This is a genomic window from Quadrisphaera setariae (assembly GCF_008041935.1).
Taxonomy (GTDB): Bacteria; Actinomycetota; Actinomycetes; order Actinomycetales; family Quadrisphaeraceae; genus Quadrisphaera; species Quadrisphaera setariae.
Genome location: NZ_VKAC01000001.1, coordinates 634,821 through 651,342, shown reverse-complemented (window position 1 = coordinate 651,342; position 16,522 = coordinate 634,821). Strand labels below are relative to the sequence as shown.

The 16,522-nt window shown below is 75.7% G+C and carries 16 protein-coding genes; 2 read left to right on the top strand and 14 right to left on the bottom strand.

Annotated elements, in window-relative coordinates; genetic code table 11:
• Window positions 1-21: 21 nt before the first annotated feature.
• From FMM08_RS02870 to clpS, 8 genes are all read right to left on the bottom strand, one after another.
• Window positions 22-1,656 carry a SpoIIE family protein phosphatase gene (locus tag FMM08_RS02870; protein WP_147924753.1) on the bottom strand — a complete coding sequence of 545 codons (1,635 nt, stop codon included), beginning with the start codon at window positions 1,654-1,656 and terminating at the stop codon, window positions 22-24.
• A gap of 146 nt (window positions 1,657-1,802) precedes the next feature.
• Complete coding sequence (gene rdgB / locus FMM08_RS02865; RefSeq protein ID WP_147924915.1) at window positions 1,803-2,450, bottom strand: RdgB/HAM1 family non-canonical purine NTP pyrophosphatase; 648 nt, start codon at window positions 2,448-2,450, stop codon at window positions 1,803-1,805.
• 50 nt (window positions 2,451-2,500) lie between these two features.
• Window positions 2,501-3,232 (bottom strand): ribonuclease PH, encoded by a 732-nt coding sequence (gene rph, locus FMM08_RS02860; RefSeq protein ID WP_147924752.1) that lies wholly within the window; start codon window positions 3,230-3,232, stop codon window positions 2,501-2,503.
• A gap of 180 nt (window positions 3,233-3,412) precedes the next feature.
• Window positions 3,413-4,231 (bottom strand): MBL fold metallo-hydrolase, encoded by an 819-nt coding sequence (locus tag FMM08_RS02855; protein WP_147924751.1) that lies wholly within the window; start codon window positions 4,229-4,231, stop codon window positions 3,413-3,415.
• Between the two features lie 13 nt (window positions 4,232-4,244).
• Window positions 4,245-5,114: a glutamate racemase gene (murI, locus tag FMM08_RS02850; RefSeq protein WP_147924750.1), complete on the bottom strand. Its 870-nt coding sequence runs from the start codon at window positions 5,112-5,114 to the stop codon at window positions 4,245-4,247.
• Between the two features lie 20 nt (window positions 5,115-5,134).
• Window positions 5,135-6,139 carry an alcohol dehydrogenase catalytic domain-containing protein gene (locus tag FMM08_RS02845; RefSeq protein WP_147924749.1) on the bottom strand — a complete coding sequence of 335 codons (1,005 nt, stop codon included), beginning with the start codon at window positions 6,137-6,139 and terminating at the stop codon, window positions 5,135-5,137.
• 57 nt (window positions 6,140-6,196) lie between these two features.
• Window positions 6,197-6,769, bottom strand: a complete 573-nt coding sequence (locus FMM08_RS02840) for a DUF2017 domain-containing protein (RefSeq protein WP_187279492.1) — start codon at window positions 6,767-6,769, stop codon at window positions 6,197-6,199.
• A gap of 2 nt (window positions 6,770-6,771) precedes the next feature.
• A complete protein-coding gene (gene clpS / locus FMM08_RS02835; protein ID WP_369431653.1) occupies window positions 6,772-7,092 on the bottom strand; it encodes an ATP-dependent Clp protease adapter ClpS in 321 nt (106 codons plus the stop codon).
• Between the two features lie 128 nt (window positions 7,093-7,220).
• Between clpS and FMM08_RS02830 the strand changes: the two genes are divergently transcribed.
• A complete protein-coding gene (locus FMM08_RS02830) occupies window positions 7,221-8,471 on the top strand; it encodes a nicotinate phosphoribosyltransferase (RefSeq protein ID WP_369431652.1) in 1,251 nt (416 codons plus the stop codon).
• Window positions 8,472-8,504: 33 nt separating this feature from the next.
• Here FMM08_RS02830 and FMM08_RS02825 read toward each other — a convergent pair whose 3' ends face one another.
• From FMM08_RS02825 to gabT, 6 genes are all read right to left on the bottom strand, one after another.
• The gene (locus FMM08_RS02825) at window positions 8,505-8,744 is read right to left on the bottom strand and encodes a hypothetical protein (protein ID WP_147924746.1); all 240 of its coding nucleotides are present in this window, start codon (window positions 8,742-8,744) and stop codon (window positions 8,505-8,507) included.
• Between the two features lie 56 nt (window positions 8,745-8,800).
• Window positions 8,801-10,219, bottom strand: coding sequence for a diaminopimelate decarboxylase (lysA, locus tag FMM08_RS02820; protein WP_147924745.1), 1,419 nt, complete (start codon window positions 10,217-10,219; stop codon window positions 8,801-8,803).
• A 16-nt stretch (window positions 10,220-10,235) separates the two neighbouring features.
• Window positions 10,236-11,912, bottom strand: coding sequence for an arginine--tRNA ligase (argS, locus tag FMM08_RS02815; protein ID WP_147924744.1), 1,677 nt, complete (start codon window positions 11,910-11,912; stop codon window positions 10,236-10,238).
• 19 nt (window positions 11,913-11,931) lie between these two features.
• On the bottom strand, window positions 11,932-12,348 hold the full coding sequence (locus FMM08_RS02810) for a response regulator (RefSeq protein WP_222710322.1): 417 nt from the start codon (window positions 12,346-12,348) through the stop codon (window positions 11,932-11,934).
• 80 nt (window positions 12,349-12,428) lie between these two features.
• Entirely contained in the window at window positions 12,429-13,886 is a 1,458-nt protein-coding gene (locus FMM08_RS02805; protein WP_439653543.1) for an NAD-dependent succinate-semialdehyde dehydrogenase, read from the bottom strand.
• Window positions 13,887-13,960: 74 nt separating this feature from the next.
• Complete coding sequence (gabT, locus tag FMM08_RS02800) at window positions 13,961-15,370, bottom strand: 4-aminobutyrate--2-oxoglutarate transaminase (RefSeq protein ID WP_222710320.1); 1,410 nt, start codon at window positions 15,368-15,370, stop codon at window positions 13,961-13,963.
• 197 nt (window positions 15,371-15,567) lie between these two features.
• Here gabT and FMM08_RS02795 point away from each other — a divergent pair, with 197 nt between their 5' ends.
• Window positions 15,568-16,482: a LysR family transcriptional regulator gene (locus FMM08_RS02795; RefSeq protein ID WP_147924743.1), complete on the top strand. Its 915-nt coding sequence runs from the start codon at window positions 15,568-15,570 to the stop codon at window positions 16,480-16,482.
• The last annotated feature ends 40 nt before the right edge of the window (window positions 16,483-16,522 follow it).

Below are 16,522 nucleotides of genomic sequence, written 5' to 3'. Positions count from 1 at the left end.
ACCAGCGACGGCAGACCGCTGTCAGCCGCCGCCGACCACGCGCAGTGCGAGGACGGCGACGTCGTCGTCGGGCTCCTCGGGCAGCACCCTGGCCAGCACCGCGTCGCACAGCTCCTCCAGCGGCAGGTGGCCCTCCGCCTCCAGCGCCTGGCGCAGGTCCTCCAGGCCGGTGTCCAGCGAGGTGCCCCGCCGCTCCACCAGGCCGTCCGTGAAGAGCAGCACGGTGCTGCCCGGAGCCAGCTCCGTGGTGCGCTCGCGCCGGCTGGTGCCCGGGTCGATGCCCAGCAGCAGGTCGGTCTCGGCGTCCTCCAGCACCACCGCGGACCCGTCGGGCCGCAGGAGCATCGGCGGGGGGTGGCCCGCGTTCGACCAGACCAGCCGACGCGGTGCGTCCGCCGGGACGTCCGCGCAGCCGGGCCAGGGCTCGAGGCGGGCGACGACGGCGGTGGCCGAGGTCGCCAGCTCCAGCCCCTCCACCGCCTCGTCCACGCTGGTGAGCACCTGCGCCGGGCTCTGACCCGTCGCGTGGGCGATCCCGCGCACGAGTCCGCGGACCTGGCCCATGGCCGCGGCGGCGCGGGAGTCGTGGCCGATGACGTCGCCGATGACCAGCACCGTGCTGCCGTCGCGCTGGCGGAACGCGTCGTACCAGTCCCCGCCGATCCTCGCCTCGACGGCGGCGCTGACGTAGCGGACGGCCAGCTGCGCACCGCGCGGGCTGGGTGGCGCCGTGAGCAGGCTGCGCTGCAGCGCCGCGTTGAGCTCGGCCTGCTCCCCGTAGAGGCGGGCGTTGTCCAGCGCCAGGCCCGCGCGGCGCGCCACCTCCCGGGCTGTCTCCAGCTCCGCCTCGGGGCGCTCGGCCCCAGGAGCGGTGCGCACCAGCGCCATCGCGCCGAGCGTGCGGCCCCCGGCGTTGAGCGGCACCACCAGCACCGACGCCGGTGCGAGCACCTCCAGCAGTGACCTGGCCCCGTCGTCCCCCACCCAGTCACCCAGCGGGGGCAGCGCGGGCACGAGCACCTCGCGGCCGGTGCGCAGGCACACGGCGATCGCCGCCTCGCGGCTCATGGTGGCCGCCTGGTAGCCGGCGTAGCGCTCGAGGACCGGCTCGAGCCCGGGGTCGCGGTGGGCGAAGCCGAGGGTGCGGCGCAGACGGCCGGTCTGGACGAGCGTGACCGTGCACCAGTCCGCCAGCTCCGGCACCACGAGGTGCGCCAGCTCCCCCACGGCGATGCCCTGGTCCGAGCCGTGCGACAGCAGCTCGCTCACAGCCCCGAGCAGCTCCAGCCTGCTCACGGTGCGCAGGAGCTCCTCCTGGGCCCGGCGGCGCTCGGTGACGTCGATCAGGTGGACGTTCAGCTGGTCGCCCTCGGGCACCACGTGGACGGACAGCCACCGCTGGACCGTGGTCCCCCAGGCCTCGAAGGCCAGCGGTGCCCCGGTCCGCCGCGCCTGCTCGTACGCGGGTCCGAAGTCGTGGTCGCGGGAGTGGGGGAAGAGGTCCCAGAGCGACCGGCCGAGCACCTGCGCGCGGGGCGTCTCGAACAGCGCCTCCGCGGGCCGGTTGAGGCCGGTCACGCGGTCGTCGGCGTCGAGGCGGACCCAGCAGGGGGCGACGGCGTCGGGGAGGTCGTGCAGGTGCTCCTGGTCGGGCACGCCGGTCCTCCTCCCCCGTGGTGCGGTCACCGCGCCGCCACGGGACGTGGTGACGAGGGCCGCGCCATCCTGCCAGCGCGCGGGTCCGGCCGCGCTGGAGACCGACCGCACGGCGCAGCGGCCGCCCCGGGCGTCGGCTGTCCGGCTCAGCGGGGCGGTCGGCGGTGGGCGCGGACGGCGTCGGCCAGGTGGGGCGCGAGGGCGCGGAACGCCTGGCCGCGGTGGCTGACGGCGTCCTTCTGCTCCGGTGACAGCTCGGCGCAGCTGACCTGCGAGCCCTCCGGCACGAGCACGGGGTCGTACCCGAAGCCGCCCTCGCCGCGCGGCTCGCGCGCCAGGGAGCCGCGGAGCTCACCGAGCTCCACGTGCTCTCCGCCATCCGGGGTCACCACCGCGGCGGCGCACACGAAAGCGGCGCCGCGGTGCTCGTCAGGAACGTCGGAGACCTGGGCGAGCAGCAGCGCGAGGTTCGCCGCGTCGTCGCCGTGGCGGCCGGCCCACCGCGCCGAGAAGATGCCCGGGGAGCCGCCGAGCACGTCCACGGCGATGCCCGAGTCGTCCGCGACGGCCAGCAGGCCGGTGGCCGCGGCCACCGCGCGGGCCTTGAGGAGGGCGTTGCCGGCGAAGGTCACCTCCGTCTCGGCGACGTCCGGCACCTCCGGCAGCGACGGGTCTCCCACGGCGAGCAGCTCGACCCGCACGTCGGCGGGCAGGTGCGGCGCGAGGATGGCGCGCAGCTCGCCGACCTTGTGGGCGTTGCGCGTGGCGAGCACCACGCGCACCGGCTCGTCCAGCTCGTGGGCGCGGTCGTCCGCAGCACTGCCGCCCTCCCCCACCGCCCCGCTCACAGCCCGAGGGCCTCGCGCTGCAGGCGCGTCAGCTCGGCGCACCCGCCGGCGGCCAGCTCCAGCAGCGCGTCCAGCTCGGCCTTGGCGAACGGCTCGCCCTCGGCGGTGCCCTGCACCTCCACGAAGCGCCCGTCGCCGGTCATGACGACGTTCATGTCCGTCTGGGCGCGGACGTCCTCGACGTACTCGAGGTCGAGGACCGGCTGCCCGCGGTCGATGCCGACGCTCACCGCGGCGACGGAGCCGCGCAGCGGGTCCTTCCTGACGATGCCCTCCTCGCGCGCCCAGGTCACGGCGTCGTGGAGGGCCACGTAGGCGCCGGTGATGGCGGCGGTGCGGGTGCCGCCGTCGGCCTGGAGGACGTCGCAGTCGAGCACGACGGTGTTCTCGCCCAGCTTGGCGACGTCCACCGCGGCGCGCAGGGAGCGGCCCACGAGGCGGCTGATCTCCTGGGTCCGGCCCCCGACCTTGCCCTTGACGGACTCGCGGTCGCTGCGGGTGTTCGTGGCGCGCGGGAGCATCGCGTACTCGGCGGTGACCCAGCCGGAGCCGCTGCCCTTCTTCCAGCGCGGGACCCCCTCGGTGAGGGAGGCGACGCAGAGCACCTTCGTGCGGCCGAACTCCACGAGGACGCTGCCCTCGCCGGCCTCCAGGTAGCGGCGCGTGATCGTCACGTCGCGGAGCTGGTCGGGACGTCGTCCACCGGGCCTGCTGGTGCTCTCAGCCATGCTCACGAGCCTAGGACCCGCCCCCGACGCCCCCGCTCCCGCCGTCGTCCTCCCCCTCACCCCGGCCTTCTCGCACTTTCCGCGGCAAGTGCTAGAAGGAGGGGCCCGGAACCGCACCTTCCGCGGCAAGTGCGAGAAGAGGACGACGACGGGGGTGGCGTCCGGAGAGGGAGCTCCGGGTCAGAGGTGGTGGGTGGCGCCGGGACGAGCGAGGTCGGCGGGGCCGTCGAAGCGCGAGCGGACCTCCGCCAGCACCGCGTCGGGGTCGGCCCAGGGCGTCAGGTGCGTCGCCAGCACCGCACGGGCCCCCGCGCGGGCGGCGACGTCGCCGGCGCGGGCGCCCGACAGGTGGATCCCCCGCTCGAAGGGCAGGTCGTCGGTGAAGCTGGCCTCGACGAGCAGCAGGTCCACTCCCTCGGCGAGGTGGTCGAGGCCGGGGCAGTCGTCGGTGTCGCCGGTGTAGGCCAGCACCGCGGTGGCACCACCGCCGGCCTCCGCCGGGCCGGTCACCCGCAGGCCGTAGGCCTCCACCGGGTGCTCGACCAGAACCGGCTCGACCGTGAACGGCCCCACCTGCACCGGCACGCGGTCCGCCCAGGTGCCGAAGGCGTACTGCTCGGTCATGCCCGGGCCGTCGTCGGGGAGGTCGTAGGCCCGCGCCAGCCGTCCCGCGGCGCCGGCGGGCGCCCACAGCGGCATCGGCGCGCGCGGCTCGCCGCGGTGGGCGGCGGGACCGTACTTGATCGCCACGTACAGCGAGCAGGCGTCGAGGCAGTGGTCGGCGTGCAGGTGGGAGAGCAGCACGCCGTCCAGCGCCGTGAGGTCACCACCGGGCAGGTGCCGCTGCAGCGGCCCTGACGCGCCGCTGCCCAGGTCGAGCACCACCCGCCAGGTCCTGCCCGCCGGGTCGGCGGGGTCCTCGGCCTCCAGCAGGTAGCAGGACGCCGGGGAGTCCGGCCCCGGCACCGACCCCGAGCACCCGATGACCGTCAGCCTCACGCCACGCCTCCTTCTACCGGTTGCGCGCCAGCGGCGCGGTGATCTTGGGCAGCAGCCCGGTGTGGAGCACCGTGCGGTGCCGCTCGGCCCGCAGCTGCGCCGGCGCCGCCGTCCCGAGGAAGCGCCGCGCCAGCACCGCGAAGCGCTCCGGGTCCGCCGTGGTGAGCCAGCGGTGCTCCGGCTCCGGGAGCCCGTCGGGGCGCAGCGCGTCGCGCGCGGTGAGCTCCCGGTAGACGGCCTTGGCGGTCTCCTCGGCGCTGGAGACCAGCGTGACGCCGTCGCCCATGACGTAGGAGATGACGCCGGTGAGCAGCGGGTAGTGCGTGCAGCCCAGCACCAGGGTGTCGACCCCGGCCGCCTGCACCGGCGCCAGCTGCTCGCGCGCCGCCTCCACCAGCTCCGGGCCCGAGGTGACACCCGCCTCGACGAAGTCCACGAAGCGCGGGCACGGCGTCGTCGTCGTCGTGATCCCCGGTGCGGCGGCGAAGGCGTCGGCGTAGGCGCCGGACGTGGCGGTCGCGGAGGTGCAGATGACGCCCACCCGACCGGTCCTGGTGCTCGCCACCGCGCGGCGCACGGCCGGGCGGATCACCTCGACGACGGGCACGGAGTAGCGCTCCCGCGCGTCGTGCAGCACCGCGGCGCTGGCGGTGTTGCACGCGATGACCAGCAGCTTCACTCCGGAGGCGACCAGCTCGTCGAGGCACTCCAGCGCGTAGGCGCGCACGTGCGCGAGCGGTCTCGGACCGTAGGGCGCGCGCGCGGTGTCTCCGAGGTAGACCACGGCCTCGGCAGGCAGCTGGTCGAGCACGGCGCGCGCCACGGTGAGGCCGCCGACGCCGGAGTCGAAGATGCCGATGGGCGCGGCGGAGCCGGGGTGCACGGGGGAAGGCTAGGCCGGACCTAGGCGGTGAGCACCATCCGGAAGCGCGGACGGCCCGCCATCATCGCGTCGAACGCGTCCTGGGCGTCCTCCAGCGGCGCCTCCTCGACCATCGGGCGCACGCCGGTGAGCGCGGCGAAGCGCAGCGCGTCCTCGGAGTCCTTCGAGGTGCCGCTGGCGTGGCCCGCGACCGTGCGGCTGGCGAGGATGAGGTCGGCGGCGCCCAGCGCCAGCGGCTGCTGCGGCACCCCGACGACGACGAGGCGCCCGCGCGGGCGCAGCCCGCCCACGGTGCCGGTGATCGCGTCGGCGTCGGTGACGGTGGCCAGCACGGCCGCGGCGCCGCCCAGGCGCTGCAGCGCACCGGCCACGCCCCCGTCCCCGGCAGCCGTGGAGTCGACGTAGTGGTGCGCGCCGAGGCGCTCGGCGAACTCACCCTTCTCGGCCCCGCGGGCCACCGCGACCACCTCGAAGCCCATCTTCGCGGCGTACTGCACGCCCAGGTGCCCCAGTCCGCCCAGGCCGATGACGGCCACGAGGTCGCCCGCCAGCGCCCCGGAGGTCCGCAGGCCGTGGAACGTGGTGACGCCGGCGCACATGAGCGGCGCGGCCTCGGCGTCGGTGAGCGCGTCCGGCACCGCGGCAAGGGCATCGGCAGGAGCCAGCACGTGGTCGGCGTAGCCGCCGTCGGAGGACAGGCCCGTGACGCGGCCCTCGACGCAGGAGATGAAGTCACCGCGGCGGCAGGGGTCGCAGCGGTAGCAGGCGCCGCCGAACCAGCCGATGCCGACGCGCTGGCCCACCTGCCACTGCGGCACGTCCTCACCGACCGCCTCGACGCGGCCGGCGACCTCGTGCCCGGGCACCCGCGGGAAGCCGCCCATCCCGCCGACCGCCATGGCGTCGCTGTGGCAGACGCCGCACGCGGCGACACGCACCAGCACCTGCCCGCGCCCCGGCGAGGGCACCTCCCGCTCCACCAGCTGGAGACCGGACTGCTGACCGCTGACCTGGATCGCTCGCACCCGACCTGTCTACCCGCGCGGGCCGGTCCCGGCGCGCCGAGCCCGGCCCGCGGCGCCTCAGCGCGCGGCCCGCCCCCGCCGGGACGTCAGCGCGGAGACCAGGGACTCCTGCAGCCAGGTGAGGAAGTCGTAGACCGACGCCATCCACACGCGCGGGTCCTCGGGGTCGCGGGAGGCGGCCTCGGCGAGCACCAGCTCGGCGTCGTCGTCGGCGCGCAGGCCCAGCCGCTCGGCCAGCACCAGGCGCACGTCGGTGAGCGAGACCAGCCAGGCGTGGGCCTCGTCAGGGTCCAGCACGAAGGCACCGGGGCGGGCGAGCGTGGCGCGGGCGCGCTCCAGCGCCTCGCGCTTGCGGGCGCGCAGGCCCTTCTCCGTGAGGCGGCGGAACTCGCGGGCGGCGTCGGGGTCGTCCTTGGCGCCCTGCGGCAGCAGCCGCGCCACGGCCGGGTCGGCCGGCGGCGTGGTGGGGCCGCCGATGCCGACGAGCGCCTCCAGCGGGTCCGCGGAGGGGGTGCTGCCGTCGTCGAGGAGCTCGGCCACCTCCGCCAGCAGGCCGGCCAGGAGGGCCCGCTCGTCGTCGTCGAGGGTGGCGGTGACCCCGCGGCGGGTGCTCTCGAAGCGGCGCGCCACGGTCAGGAGTCCTTCGCGAAGGTGGCCCACAGGCCGTAGGCGTGCATGGCCTCGGTGTCGCGCTCCATCTCCTCGCGGCTGCCGCTGGAGACCACCGCGCGGCCCGCCTCGTGCACGTCGCGCATGAGCTTCTCGGCCTTCTCCTTCGGGTGGCCGAAGTACGTCTGGAAGACGTAGGTCACGTACGACATGAGGTTGACGGGGTCGTTCCACACGATGGTGACCCAGGGCTTGGCCAGCTCGCCGTCGGGCGCCGCGACGCGCTCCTCGGCCTCGGCCGGTGCAGCGGTGGCGACGACGGGCGCTGCAGCAGCAGCGACCAGCACGGGCTGTCGACAGGCCATCACCGTGCGTCCGTCCGGTGGGTGCTCACGCGCGCCCATCCTACGGTGACCCCGTGGAGACGACCCTGCCCAGCACCGCGCTGCTGACGGACGCGTACGAGCTGACCATGCTGGAGTCCGCCCTGCGCAGCGGCGCGGCCCAGCGGCACTGCACCTTCGAGGTCTTCGCGCGGCGCCTGCCCGACGGCCGCCGCTACGGCGTGGTCGCGGGGACCGCGCGCGTGCTCGACGCGCTGGAGCGGTTCCGCTTCGACGAGCCGGTGCTGGAGGCCCTGCGCGCGGCCGGCCGGCTGTCGCAGCAGACGCTGGAGCACCTGGCCGCCTGGCGCTTCACCGGCGACGTCGACGGCTACGCCGAGGGCGAGGTGTACTTCCCCGGCTCCCCCGTGCTGACCGTCACCGGCACCTTCGAGGAGGCCGTGGTGCTGGAGACCCTCGTGCTGGCGGTCCTCAACCACGACTCGGCCGTCGCGTCCGCCGCCGCCCGCATGGTGGTGTCCGCCGGTGACCGGCCGATCATCGAGATGGGCAGCCGCCGCACCCACGAGGAGGCCGCCGTGGCCTCCGCGCGGGCAGCGCACCTGGCGGGCTTCGCGTCCACCAGCAACCTCGAGGCGGGCCGGCGGTACGGCGTGCCGACCTCGGGCACCTCGGCGCACGCGTTCACGCTCCTCCACGACTCCGAGGAGGAGGCGTTCCGCGCGCAGGTGGCGGCGCTCGGCACGGGCACCACGCTGCTGGTGGACACCTACGACATCCGCGCCGGCGTCGAGACCGCGGTGCGGGTGGCGGGGCCGGAGCTGGGTGCGGTGCGCATCGACTCCGGCGACCTCGCCGTCCTGGCCGTGCAGGTGCGCCAGCAGCTCGACTCCCTGGGCGCCACGGGCACCCGGATCGTGCTGTCCGGAGACCTGGACGAGTTCGGCATCGCCGCGCTGCGCGCCGCCCCCGTCGACGCCTACGGCGTCGGCACCTCGGTCGTGCAGGGCTCCGGGTCACCCACCGCGGGCATGGTCTACAAGCTGGTCGAGGTCGACGGGCGCCCGGTGGCCAAGCGCTCGGAGTCCAAGGCGAGCCACGGCGGGCGCAAGTGGGCCGTGCGCCGGCACCGCAGCTCGGGCACCGCGACCGAGGAGGTCGTCAGCGCCGGAGGTCCCCCGCCCGCCGAGCCGGGTGACCGCGCGCTGCAGGTGCCGCTGGTGCGTGGCGGTGAGCGCGTCGGCCCCGCCTCCAGCGGCTCAGGGCTGCAGGCAGCGCGCGACCACCTCGGAGAGGTGCTCGTCAGCCTGCCGTGGGAGGGCCTGGCCCTGTCCAAGGGAGACCCGGCCGTGCCGACCCGCGTGCTCCCGCCGGTCTGAGGAGACCGACGACGACGACGGAGCGGCGGCGCGTCAGTGGGCTGCGCCGCCGCGCCCGAGCGGCTCGGCCTGCGGCAGCCCGGCCTGGATGCGGGCCAGCCGCTCCTGCTGCCGGCGCTTGGAGGCGATCTGCGCGGAGGCCACCAGGCCGACCGCGATCATCACGATGCCGCCGAACTTCGAGATGTTGTGCAGGGTCGAGATGTCGCCGTTGAGCAGGCCCAGGAAGACCAGCACGGACCCGACACCCATGAGCCAGTAAGCGATCGCCACGCCCCCGATCCTGCCAGGTGCGGCCCCCGCAGCGCTCGCGCGCCCCGCGGGGCCGTTCAGCCGACGTCGAGGGCCAGCAGGTCGTCCTCGGTCTCGCGGCGGACCAGCACGCGGCTCTGGCCGTCCTTGACGGCGACCACGGGCGGGCGCGGCACGTGGTTGTACTGGCTGGCCATGCTGTGGCAGTAGGCGCCAGTGGCGGGCACCACGAGCAGGTCGCCGGCGGCCAGGTCCTCCGGGAGGAACTCGTCCTTGACCACCACGTCACCGCTCTCGCAGTGCTTGCCCACCACGCGGCTCAGCACGGGCCGCTCGCCCGAGCGGCGCCCGCCGAGCGTGGCGGAGTAGTCCGCGTCGTACAGGGCGGTGCGGATGTTGTCGCTCATCCCGCCGTCCACGGCCACGTAGCGCCGGTGCAGGCCGCCGTCCAGCGCGACGTCCTTGGTGGAGCCCACGCGGTACAGCGTCACGCCGGCCGGGCCGGCGATGGCCCGCCCGGGCTCCACGGAGACCTTGGGCACCGCCACCCCGAGCTGCGCGCACGCGGCGGTGACGACCTCGGCCATGCCGCGCGCCAGGTCCGCCGGGCTCAGCGGGGCGTCCTGGGTGGTGTAGGCGATGCCGAAGCCGCCGCCCAGGTCGATCTCGGGCAGCTCCACCCCGTGCTCGGCCAGCACCTGCGCGTGCAGGCCCAGGAGGCGGCGGGCGGCCACCTCGAAGCCGGAGACGTCGAAGATCTGGCTGCCGATGTGGCTGTGCAGCCCGCGCAGCTCCAGCTCGGGGCGCGCGAGCACCCGGCGGACCGCCTCGGCGGCCTGCCCGGAGGCCAGGGAGAGGCCGAACTTCTGGTCCTCGTGGGCCGTGGCGATGTAGTCGTGGGTGTGCGCCTCGACGCCGACGGTGGTGCGGATGAGCACGCCCTGGCGCACACCGGCGTCGCGGGCGGCGTCGGCGGTCCTGTCGATGTCGTGGAAGCCGTCGACGACGACCTTGCCCACCCCGGCGCGCACGGCGCGGGTGATCTCGTCGTCGGACTTGTTGTTGCCGTGCAGCAGCACGTGCGCCGGGTCGGTGCCGCCGCGCAGCGCCACCGCCAGCTCCCCGCCCGTGCAGGCGTCGTAGCGCAGGCCGTCCTCGGCGAGCCACCGGGCCACGGCCGTGCACGTGAAGGCCTTCGCCGCGTAGTACACGTCGGCGCCGCCGCAGGCGTCGGCGAACGCCTCCGCGAAGGCGTCGCGGAACGCCGTGGCGCGGGCGCGGAAGTCCGCCTCGTCCACCACGTAGGCGGGGGTGCCGTGCTGGGCGGCCAGCTCGGTGACGGGGACACCGCCGACGCTGACGACGCCGTCGGCGCCGCGCCGCGCCGTGCTCGGCCACAGCGAGGGGAGGAGGTCGTTCGGGTCGTCGGGCTCGGTCAGCCAGCCGGGGCCACCGAGGCCCGCGGCGTGCTGCGGCCCGGCAGGGTGTGCTCTCACAGGACGCTCTCCTCGATCACATGCGGTCCGGGGCGGAGACGCCCAGCAGCGCCAGGCCGTTGGCCAGCACCGTGCGGGTGGCGTCGTTGAGCCACAGGCGGGTGCGGTGGACGTCGGTGACGGCCTCCTCGCCCATCGGCGTCACGCGGCGCTCGTCGTACCACTTGTGGTAGCTGCCGGCGAGGGCCTCCAGGTAGCGGGCCACGCGGTGCGGCTCGCGCAGCTCGGCGGCCTGCGCCACCGCGCGGGGGAAGTCGCCGATGGCGGCCAGCAGCGCGGACTCGGTGGCGTGGTCGAGCACCGACGGGTCGAAGCCGTCCTCGGTGCGCACACCCAGGTCGCGGGCGTTGCGGCCCACCCCGGAGGTGCGGGCGTGGGCGTACTGCACGTAGAAGACGGGGTTGTCGTTGGTGCGCTTGACCAGCAGGTCGAGGTCGACGTCGATCTGGGAGTCGACGCTGGAGCGGACCAGGGCGTACCGGGCGGCGTCCACGCCCACGGCCCCGACGAGGTCCTCCATCGTCACCACGGTGCCGGCGCGCTTGCTCATGCGGACGGGCACGCCGTCGCGGACGAGGTTGACCATCTGACCGATGAGCACCTCCACCACCGCGGGGTCGTCACCGAACGCGGCAGCGGCGGCCTTGAGGCGGGCGACGTAGCCGTGGTGATCGGCGCCCAGCAGGTAGATGCACAGGTCGAAGCCGCGGGCGCGCTTGTCGCGCAGGTAGGCGAGGTCACCGGCCACGTAGGCGGGGTTGCCGTCGGACTTGATGACGACGCGGTCCTTGTCGTCGCCGAACTCCGTGGAGCGCAGCCACCACGCGCCGTCGGACTCGAAGAGGCGGCCCGAGTCCTTCAGCTGCTGCACCACCGACGCCACCGCGCCGGAGGTGTGCAGGGAGTCCTCGTGGAAGTAGACGTCGAAGTCGACCCGGAAGTCGTGCAGGCTGCCCTTGACCTCGTCGAACATGAGCGCCACGCCGCGGCTGCGGAAGGCCTCCAGCGCCTCCGCCTCGGGCAGGGTGCTCGGGTCCGGCGCCCCGGCGGCGAGCGCGTCGCGGACGATCGTGGAGGCGATCTCCTCGATGTAGTCGCCCCCGTAGCCGTCCTCGGGGGCCTCCTGGCCGAGCGCGCGGGCCAGCAGCGAGCGGGCGAACCTGTCGATCTGGGCGCCGTGGTCGTTGAAGTAGTACTCACGGGTGACGTCGGCGCCGACCGCCTGGAGCACACGGGCCAGGGAGTCTCCGACGGCGGCCCAGCGGGTGCCGCCCAGGTGCACCGGGCCGGTGGGGTTGGCGGACACGAACTCGAGGTTGACCCTCCGTCCGGCCAGGGCCTCGGTGCGGCCGTAGGCGGGACCCGCCTCCACCACGGTGCGGGCGAGCTCGCCAGCGGCGGCGGCGTCGAGGACGACGTTGAGGAAGCCCGGACCGGCCACGTCGACGCTCTTCACGCCAGCCACGCCGGACAGGCGCACGGCGAGCACCTCGGCGACCTTCCGGGGCGGCACACCGGCGGGCTTGGACAGCTGCAGCGCCACCGAGGTGGCCCAGTCGCCGTGGTCGCGGTTGCGCGGCCTCTCGACCTTGACGGCCTGCGGGACGGCGCCCGCCGGGAGGCTCAGCTCACCGGCGTCGACGGCGCCGGTGAGGCAGGCGCGGATGGCTGCCGACAGCTCCTCGGGGGTCACTCCCCCAGGTTACTGGCGCCTACTGGCGCACCGGTGCCGCGCTGGCGCCCCGCGGGGGCCTGCCGGCGGCGGCGAGGTCCTCGACGACCTGGATGAGCGCCGTGGGCTCGAAGGGCTTGGCGACCAGCGCGTCGACGCCCACCTGCACGGCGCGGGCGCGCTGGTGGGCCTGCACGCTGGCGGTGACCATCACCACGGGGATGTCGGCCAGGGCCGGGTCGCGGCGGATCTCCGCCACGGCGCTCCACCCGTCGCGCGGCTCCATGACGGCGTCCATGGTCACGACGTCCGGGCGCGGCGCGGCGGGGTCGCGCAGGCGGACGAGGCACTCCTCGCCGTCAGCCGCCTCGTCGACCTCGTGCCCCTCGAGCTCGAGGTTGAGGCGGATGAGCATGCGGATCTGCGCCGTGTCGTCGACGACCAGCACCAGGGCCACGAGCCGAGGATAGGAGCCGCCTCCGAGCCCCGCCCGTCAGCGACCTGTCAACGGCCCGTCAACGGTCCGTCAACGACCCGTCACCAGGCGACGGAGAGGTACTGGGTCTCCAGGTACTCCTCCACGCCCGCGCGGGCGCCCTCGCGGCCGATCCCGGACTGCTTCATCCCGCCGAACGGCGCCGCGGGGTCCGAGACCAGCCCGCGGTTGACGCCGACCATGCCGGCCTCGACCTCCTCCGAGAAGCGCAGCGCCTCGCCGAGCGGGCCGAACACGTACGCCGCGAGACCCATCTCGGAACCGTTGACGCGCTCCAGCAGCCCGTCCCACCCGGTGGTGGCGCCCCAGGAGTCGTCGAAGACGACGACGGGGGCCACCGGTCCGAACAGCTCCTCGTCCAGCACGTCGGCGTCGGCGGGCACGTCGACCAGCAGCACCGGGGCGAGGAAGTGGCCGGTGAGGTGCCCGGGGACGGCGGCGCGCGCGGCGACGCGCGCGCCCTGCGCGAGGGCGCCGTCCACGAGCGCCTCGACGCCCGCGCGCTCGCGCTCGGAGATGAGCGGGCCCACCTGCGCGCCCGTGCTCGCCGGCCCCACGGTGAGCGCCTCGACGGCGGCGCCGAACCGCGCGGTGAACTCCTGCGCGAGGGAGGCGTGCACGTAGAAGCGGTTGGCCGCGGTGCAGGCCTGGCCCCCGCCGCGGAACTTCGCGGTCATCGCACCGGCAACCGCGGCCTCGACGTCCGCTCCGGGCAGGACGACGAAGGGGGCGTTGCCGCCGAGCTCCATCGAGGTGGTCAGCACGCGGTCGGCGGCCTGGCGCAGCAGGAGCCGGCCCACGCCGGTGGACCCGGTGAAGGACAGCTTGCGGACGCGCTCGTCGGTCAGCCAGGTGGACACCACCGCGCCGGGGTCCGTGGTGGGGACGAGGTTGACGACGCCGTCGGGCACGCCCGCCTCTGCCAGCAGGCGCACCACGGCCACGGCCGTCAGCGGCGTCTGGGCGGCGGGCTTGAGCACCGCGGTGCACCCCGCGGCGAGCGCCGGGGCGATCTTGCGGGCGGCCATGGCCGCCGGGAAGTTCCACGGCGTCACGAGCGCGGCCACGCCCACCGGGCGGTGGGTCACGACCGTGCGGGTGCCGCCCGCGGGCGAGCTGCCGAAGTCCCCGTGGGGGCGCACGGCCTCCTCGGCGTACCAGCGGAAGAACTCCGCGGAGTAGAGGACCTCGCCGCGGGCGTCGGCCAGCGACTTGCCGTTCTCGGCGCTGACCAGGGCGGCGAGGCGGTCGGCGTCGCGCACGAGCAGCTCGAAGGCGTGGCGCAGCACCTCGGCGCGCTCGCGCGGCGGGGTGCGCCGCCAGGCGTCGAAGGCGGCCGCGGCGGCGTCCACGGCGGCCGTCGCGTCCGCGGCGGTCCCGTCGGAGACGTGCGCGAGCACCTCGAGGGTGGCCGGGTCCTCCACCGGGAAGGTGCCGGCTCCGGACAGGGCGCGACCCCCGACGAGGACGGCGCGGGCGGGCTCGAGCTCGGCGATCAGGACCTCGAGGGCGGGGCCGTGCGCGAGGTCGGCGCCGGGACCGGCCGGCGCGGCCGGGCGGTGCTCGACGGCGGTCACCGGGCGCTCGCCGTCGTCGTCGAGGTGGCCGCGAAGGCGGCGTCGAGCACGTCGAAGGCGTCGTGGAGCAGCTCGTCGCTGATCGTCAGCGGCGGCAGGAAGCGAAGCACGTTGCCGTGGGTGCCGCAGGTCAGCACGATGACGCCCTGCGCCTTGGCGGCGCCGGCGACCGCCGCGGCGAGCGCCGGGTCGGGGGTGAGGCCGTCCGCGCCGACCAGCTCCACGGCCAGCATCGCGCCGCGGCCACGCACGTCCCCGACGCGGCTGTCACGGGCGGCCAGCGCGTGCAGGCGCCCCGTGACCAGCGCCTCCACGGCGCGGGCGCGCTGCAGCAGTCCGTCGCGCTCGACGCTGTCCAGCGCCGCCAGCGCCGCGGCGCAGGCGACGGGGTTGCCGCCGTAGGTGCCGCCGAGCCCGCCGGTGTGGACGGCGTCGACCAGCTCGGCGCGGCCGGTGACGGCCGACAGCGGCATGCCCCCGGCGACGCCCTTGGCCACCACGACGAGGTCGGGGACGACGCCCTCGCGGTCGCAGGCGAACCAGTCCCCGGTGCGGGCGACGCCCGTCTGCACCTCGTCGGCCACGAACAGCGCGCCGCTCTGGCGGCACCACGCGGCCAGCGCGGGCAGGAAGCCGGGCGCGGGCTCGATGAAGCCGCCCTCGCCCTGGACGGGCTCGATGACCACGCAGGCGACCTGGTCGGCGCCGACCTGCGCCTCGATGACGGCGATGGCGCGGGCCGCGGCCTGCTCGCCGGTCATGCCCTCGGGGTCGCGGAAGGGGTAGCTCATCGGGGCGCGGTAGACCTCGCCGGCGAAGGGGCCGAAGCCGCTCTTGTAGGGCATGGCCTTGGCGGTCATGGCCATCGTGAGGTTGGTGCGGCCGTGGTAGGCGTGGTCGAAGACGACGACGGCGTCGCGCCCGGTGGCGTGCCGGGCGATCTTGACGGCGTTCTCGACCGCCTCGGCGCCGGAGTTGAACAGGGCCGTCTTCTTGGCGTGGTCACCGGGGGTGACCTCGTTGAGCTTCTCGGCCACGGCCACGTACGGCTCGTAGGGGGTGACCATGAAGCAGGTGTGGGTGAAGGCCGCCACCTGCTCCTGGACGGCGGCCACCACGGCCGGGTTGCTCGCGCCGACCGTGGTCACGGCGATGCCGGAGCCGAGGTCGACGAAGCGGTTGCCGTCGACGTCCTCGACGATCCCGCCGCCGGCGCGCGCTGCGAAGACGGGCACCGTGGTGCCGACGCCACCCGCGACGGCGGAGGTCTTGCGGGCCATGAGCGCTCGCGAGCGCGGGCCGGGCAGCTCGGTGGCGAGGTGGCGCGACTGCGGCAGCGCGTCGAGGAGGGGCGCGCCGTTCGAGCCGGTGGTGCCGGAGGGCGTGCGGTCGGCGAGCTGGGTCACGGGGCGCTCCTCGTCGAGGTCTGGTCGGGCGGGCGGCTGGTCGCTGTGCCGCGCTCGCCGTCCTCGGTCAGCGTGGAGCTGCGCCGGTCATGCCGTCCAATGCCGGCGGTCTCGCTCCACCATGCCTGCGGGGCATGCGGGTGGAGGGGCGGTCACCGCCTGGACGCGGCGGCCCGCGCTCTGGCAGAACAGCGGTCGTGGAGCTTCGCACCCTGGGCTACTTCGTCGCGACGGCCGACGCCGGCACGGTCAGCGCCGCCGCCGAGCGCGTGCACGTGACGCAGCCGTCGCTGTCCCGCCAGCTGCGCGGCCTCGAGCGCGAGCTGGGGGTGGCCCTCTTCGAGCGGGGGCAGCGGCGGCTGGAGCTGTCCTCGGCCGGGCGGGCGCTGCTGCCGCGCGCCCGGGCGCTGCTCGACGACGCCGAGGCGCTGCGCCGCGCCGCGCGCGTCCACGCCCGCGGGGCGCTGGAGCGGGTGACGGTGGCGGCTCCGACCACCACGCTCACCGACGTCGTCTCGCCGTTCCTCACCACGCTGGCCCCCGACGACCCGGTGCCCTCCGTGCGCGAGACCGACGGCGCGTCCGCGCAGGAGGCGCTGCGCGCCGGCGCCGACCTCGTCATCGTGGCCGGTCGTCCGCCGCGCCCGCTGGCGTCCCGCGCCCTGCCGCCGCTGCCGGTGTGGGCCTACCTGCCCGCCGACCACCCCTGGGCCGGCGGCGACGGCGTCGACGGCGTGCGGCGCGTGGGCCTGGCGGCGCTGGCCGAGCAGCCGCTCGTCGTCCTGCCCACCAGCCACCCGGCGCGCCGGGTGCTCGACGCGGCCCTGACCACGGCCGGGCTCGACGCCCCCCGCCTGCTCGAGGCCAGCAACGGCACCGTGGCGCAGGCGCTCAGCGCGGCAGGTCGCGGGGTGGCCGTGGTCTCCGACGACCCGCGCTTCGACCTGGCCCGCGTCGCCGTCTCCCTGACCGGCACCGGCGACGACGATGACGACGACGAGCTGCGCGTCCTGCTGCACTGCGCCTGGGACCCGCGGCACCCCGCGGCCGGGGTGCTGGCGGCACTGGCCACGCGGATCAGCGACTTCGTCCTCGCCCGCTACCCCTCGTGATCACAGGTCGCCTCACACCGGGCAGGTGGTCGGCGACCTG

What these genes read in the sequence shown, in the direction of transcription:
- rph (WP_147924752.1), bottom strand. Translation starts at nt 3,232, where the DNA reads ATGGCTGAGAGCACCAGCAGGCCCGGTGGACGACGTCCCGACCAGCTC.
- FMM08_RS02830 (WP_369431652.1), top strand. Translation starts at nt 7,221, where the DNA reads ATGCTGGAGTCCGCCCTGCGCAGCGGCGCGGCCCAGCGGCACTGCACC.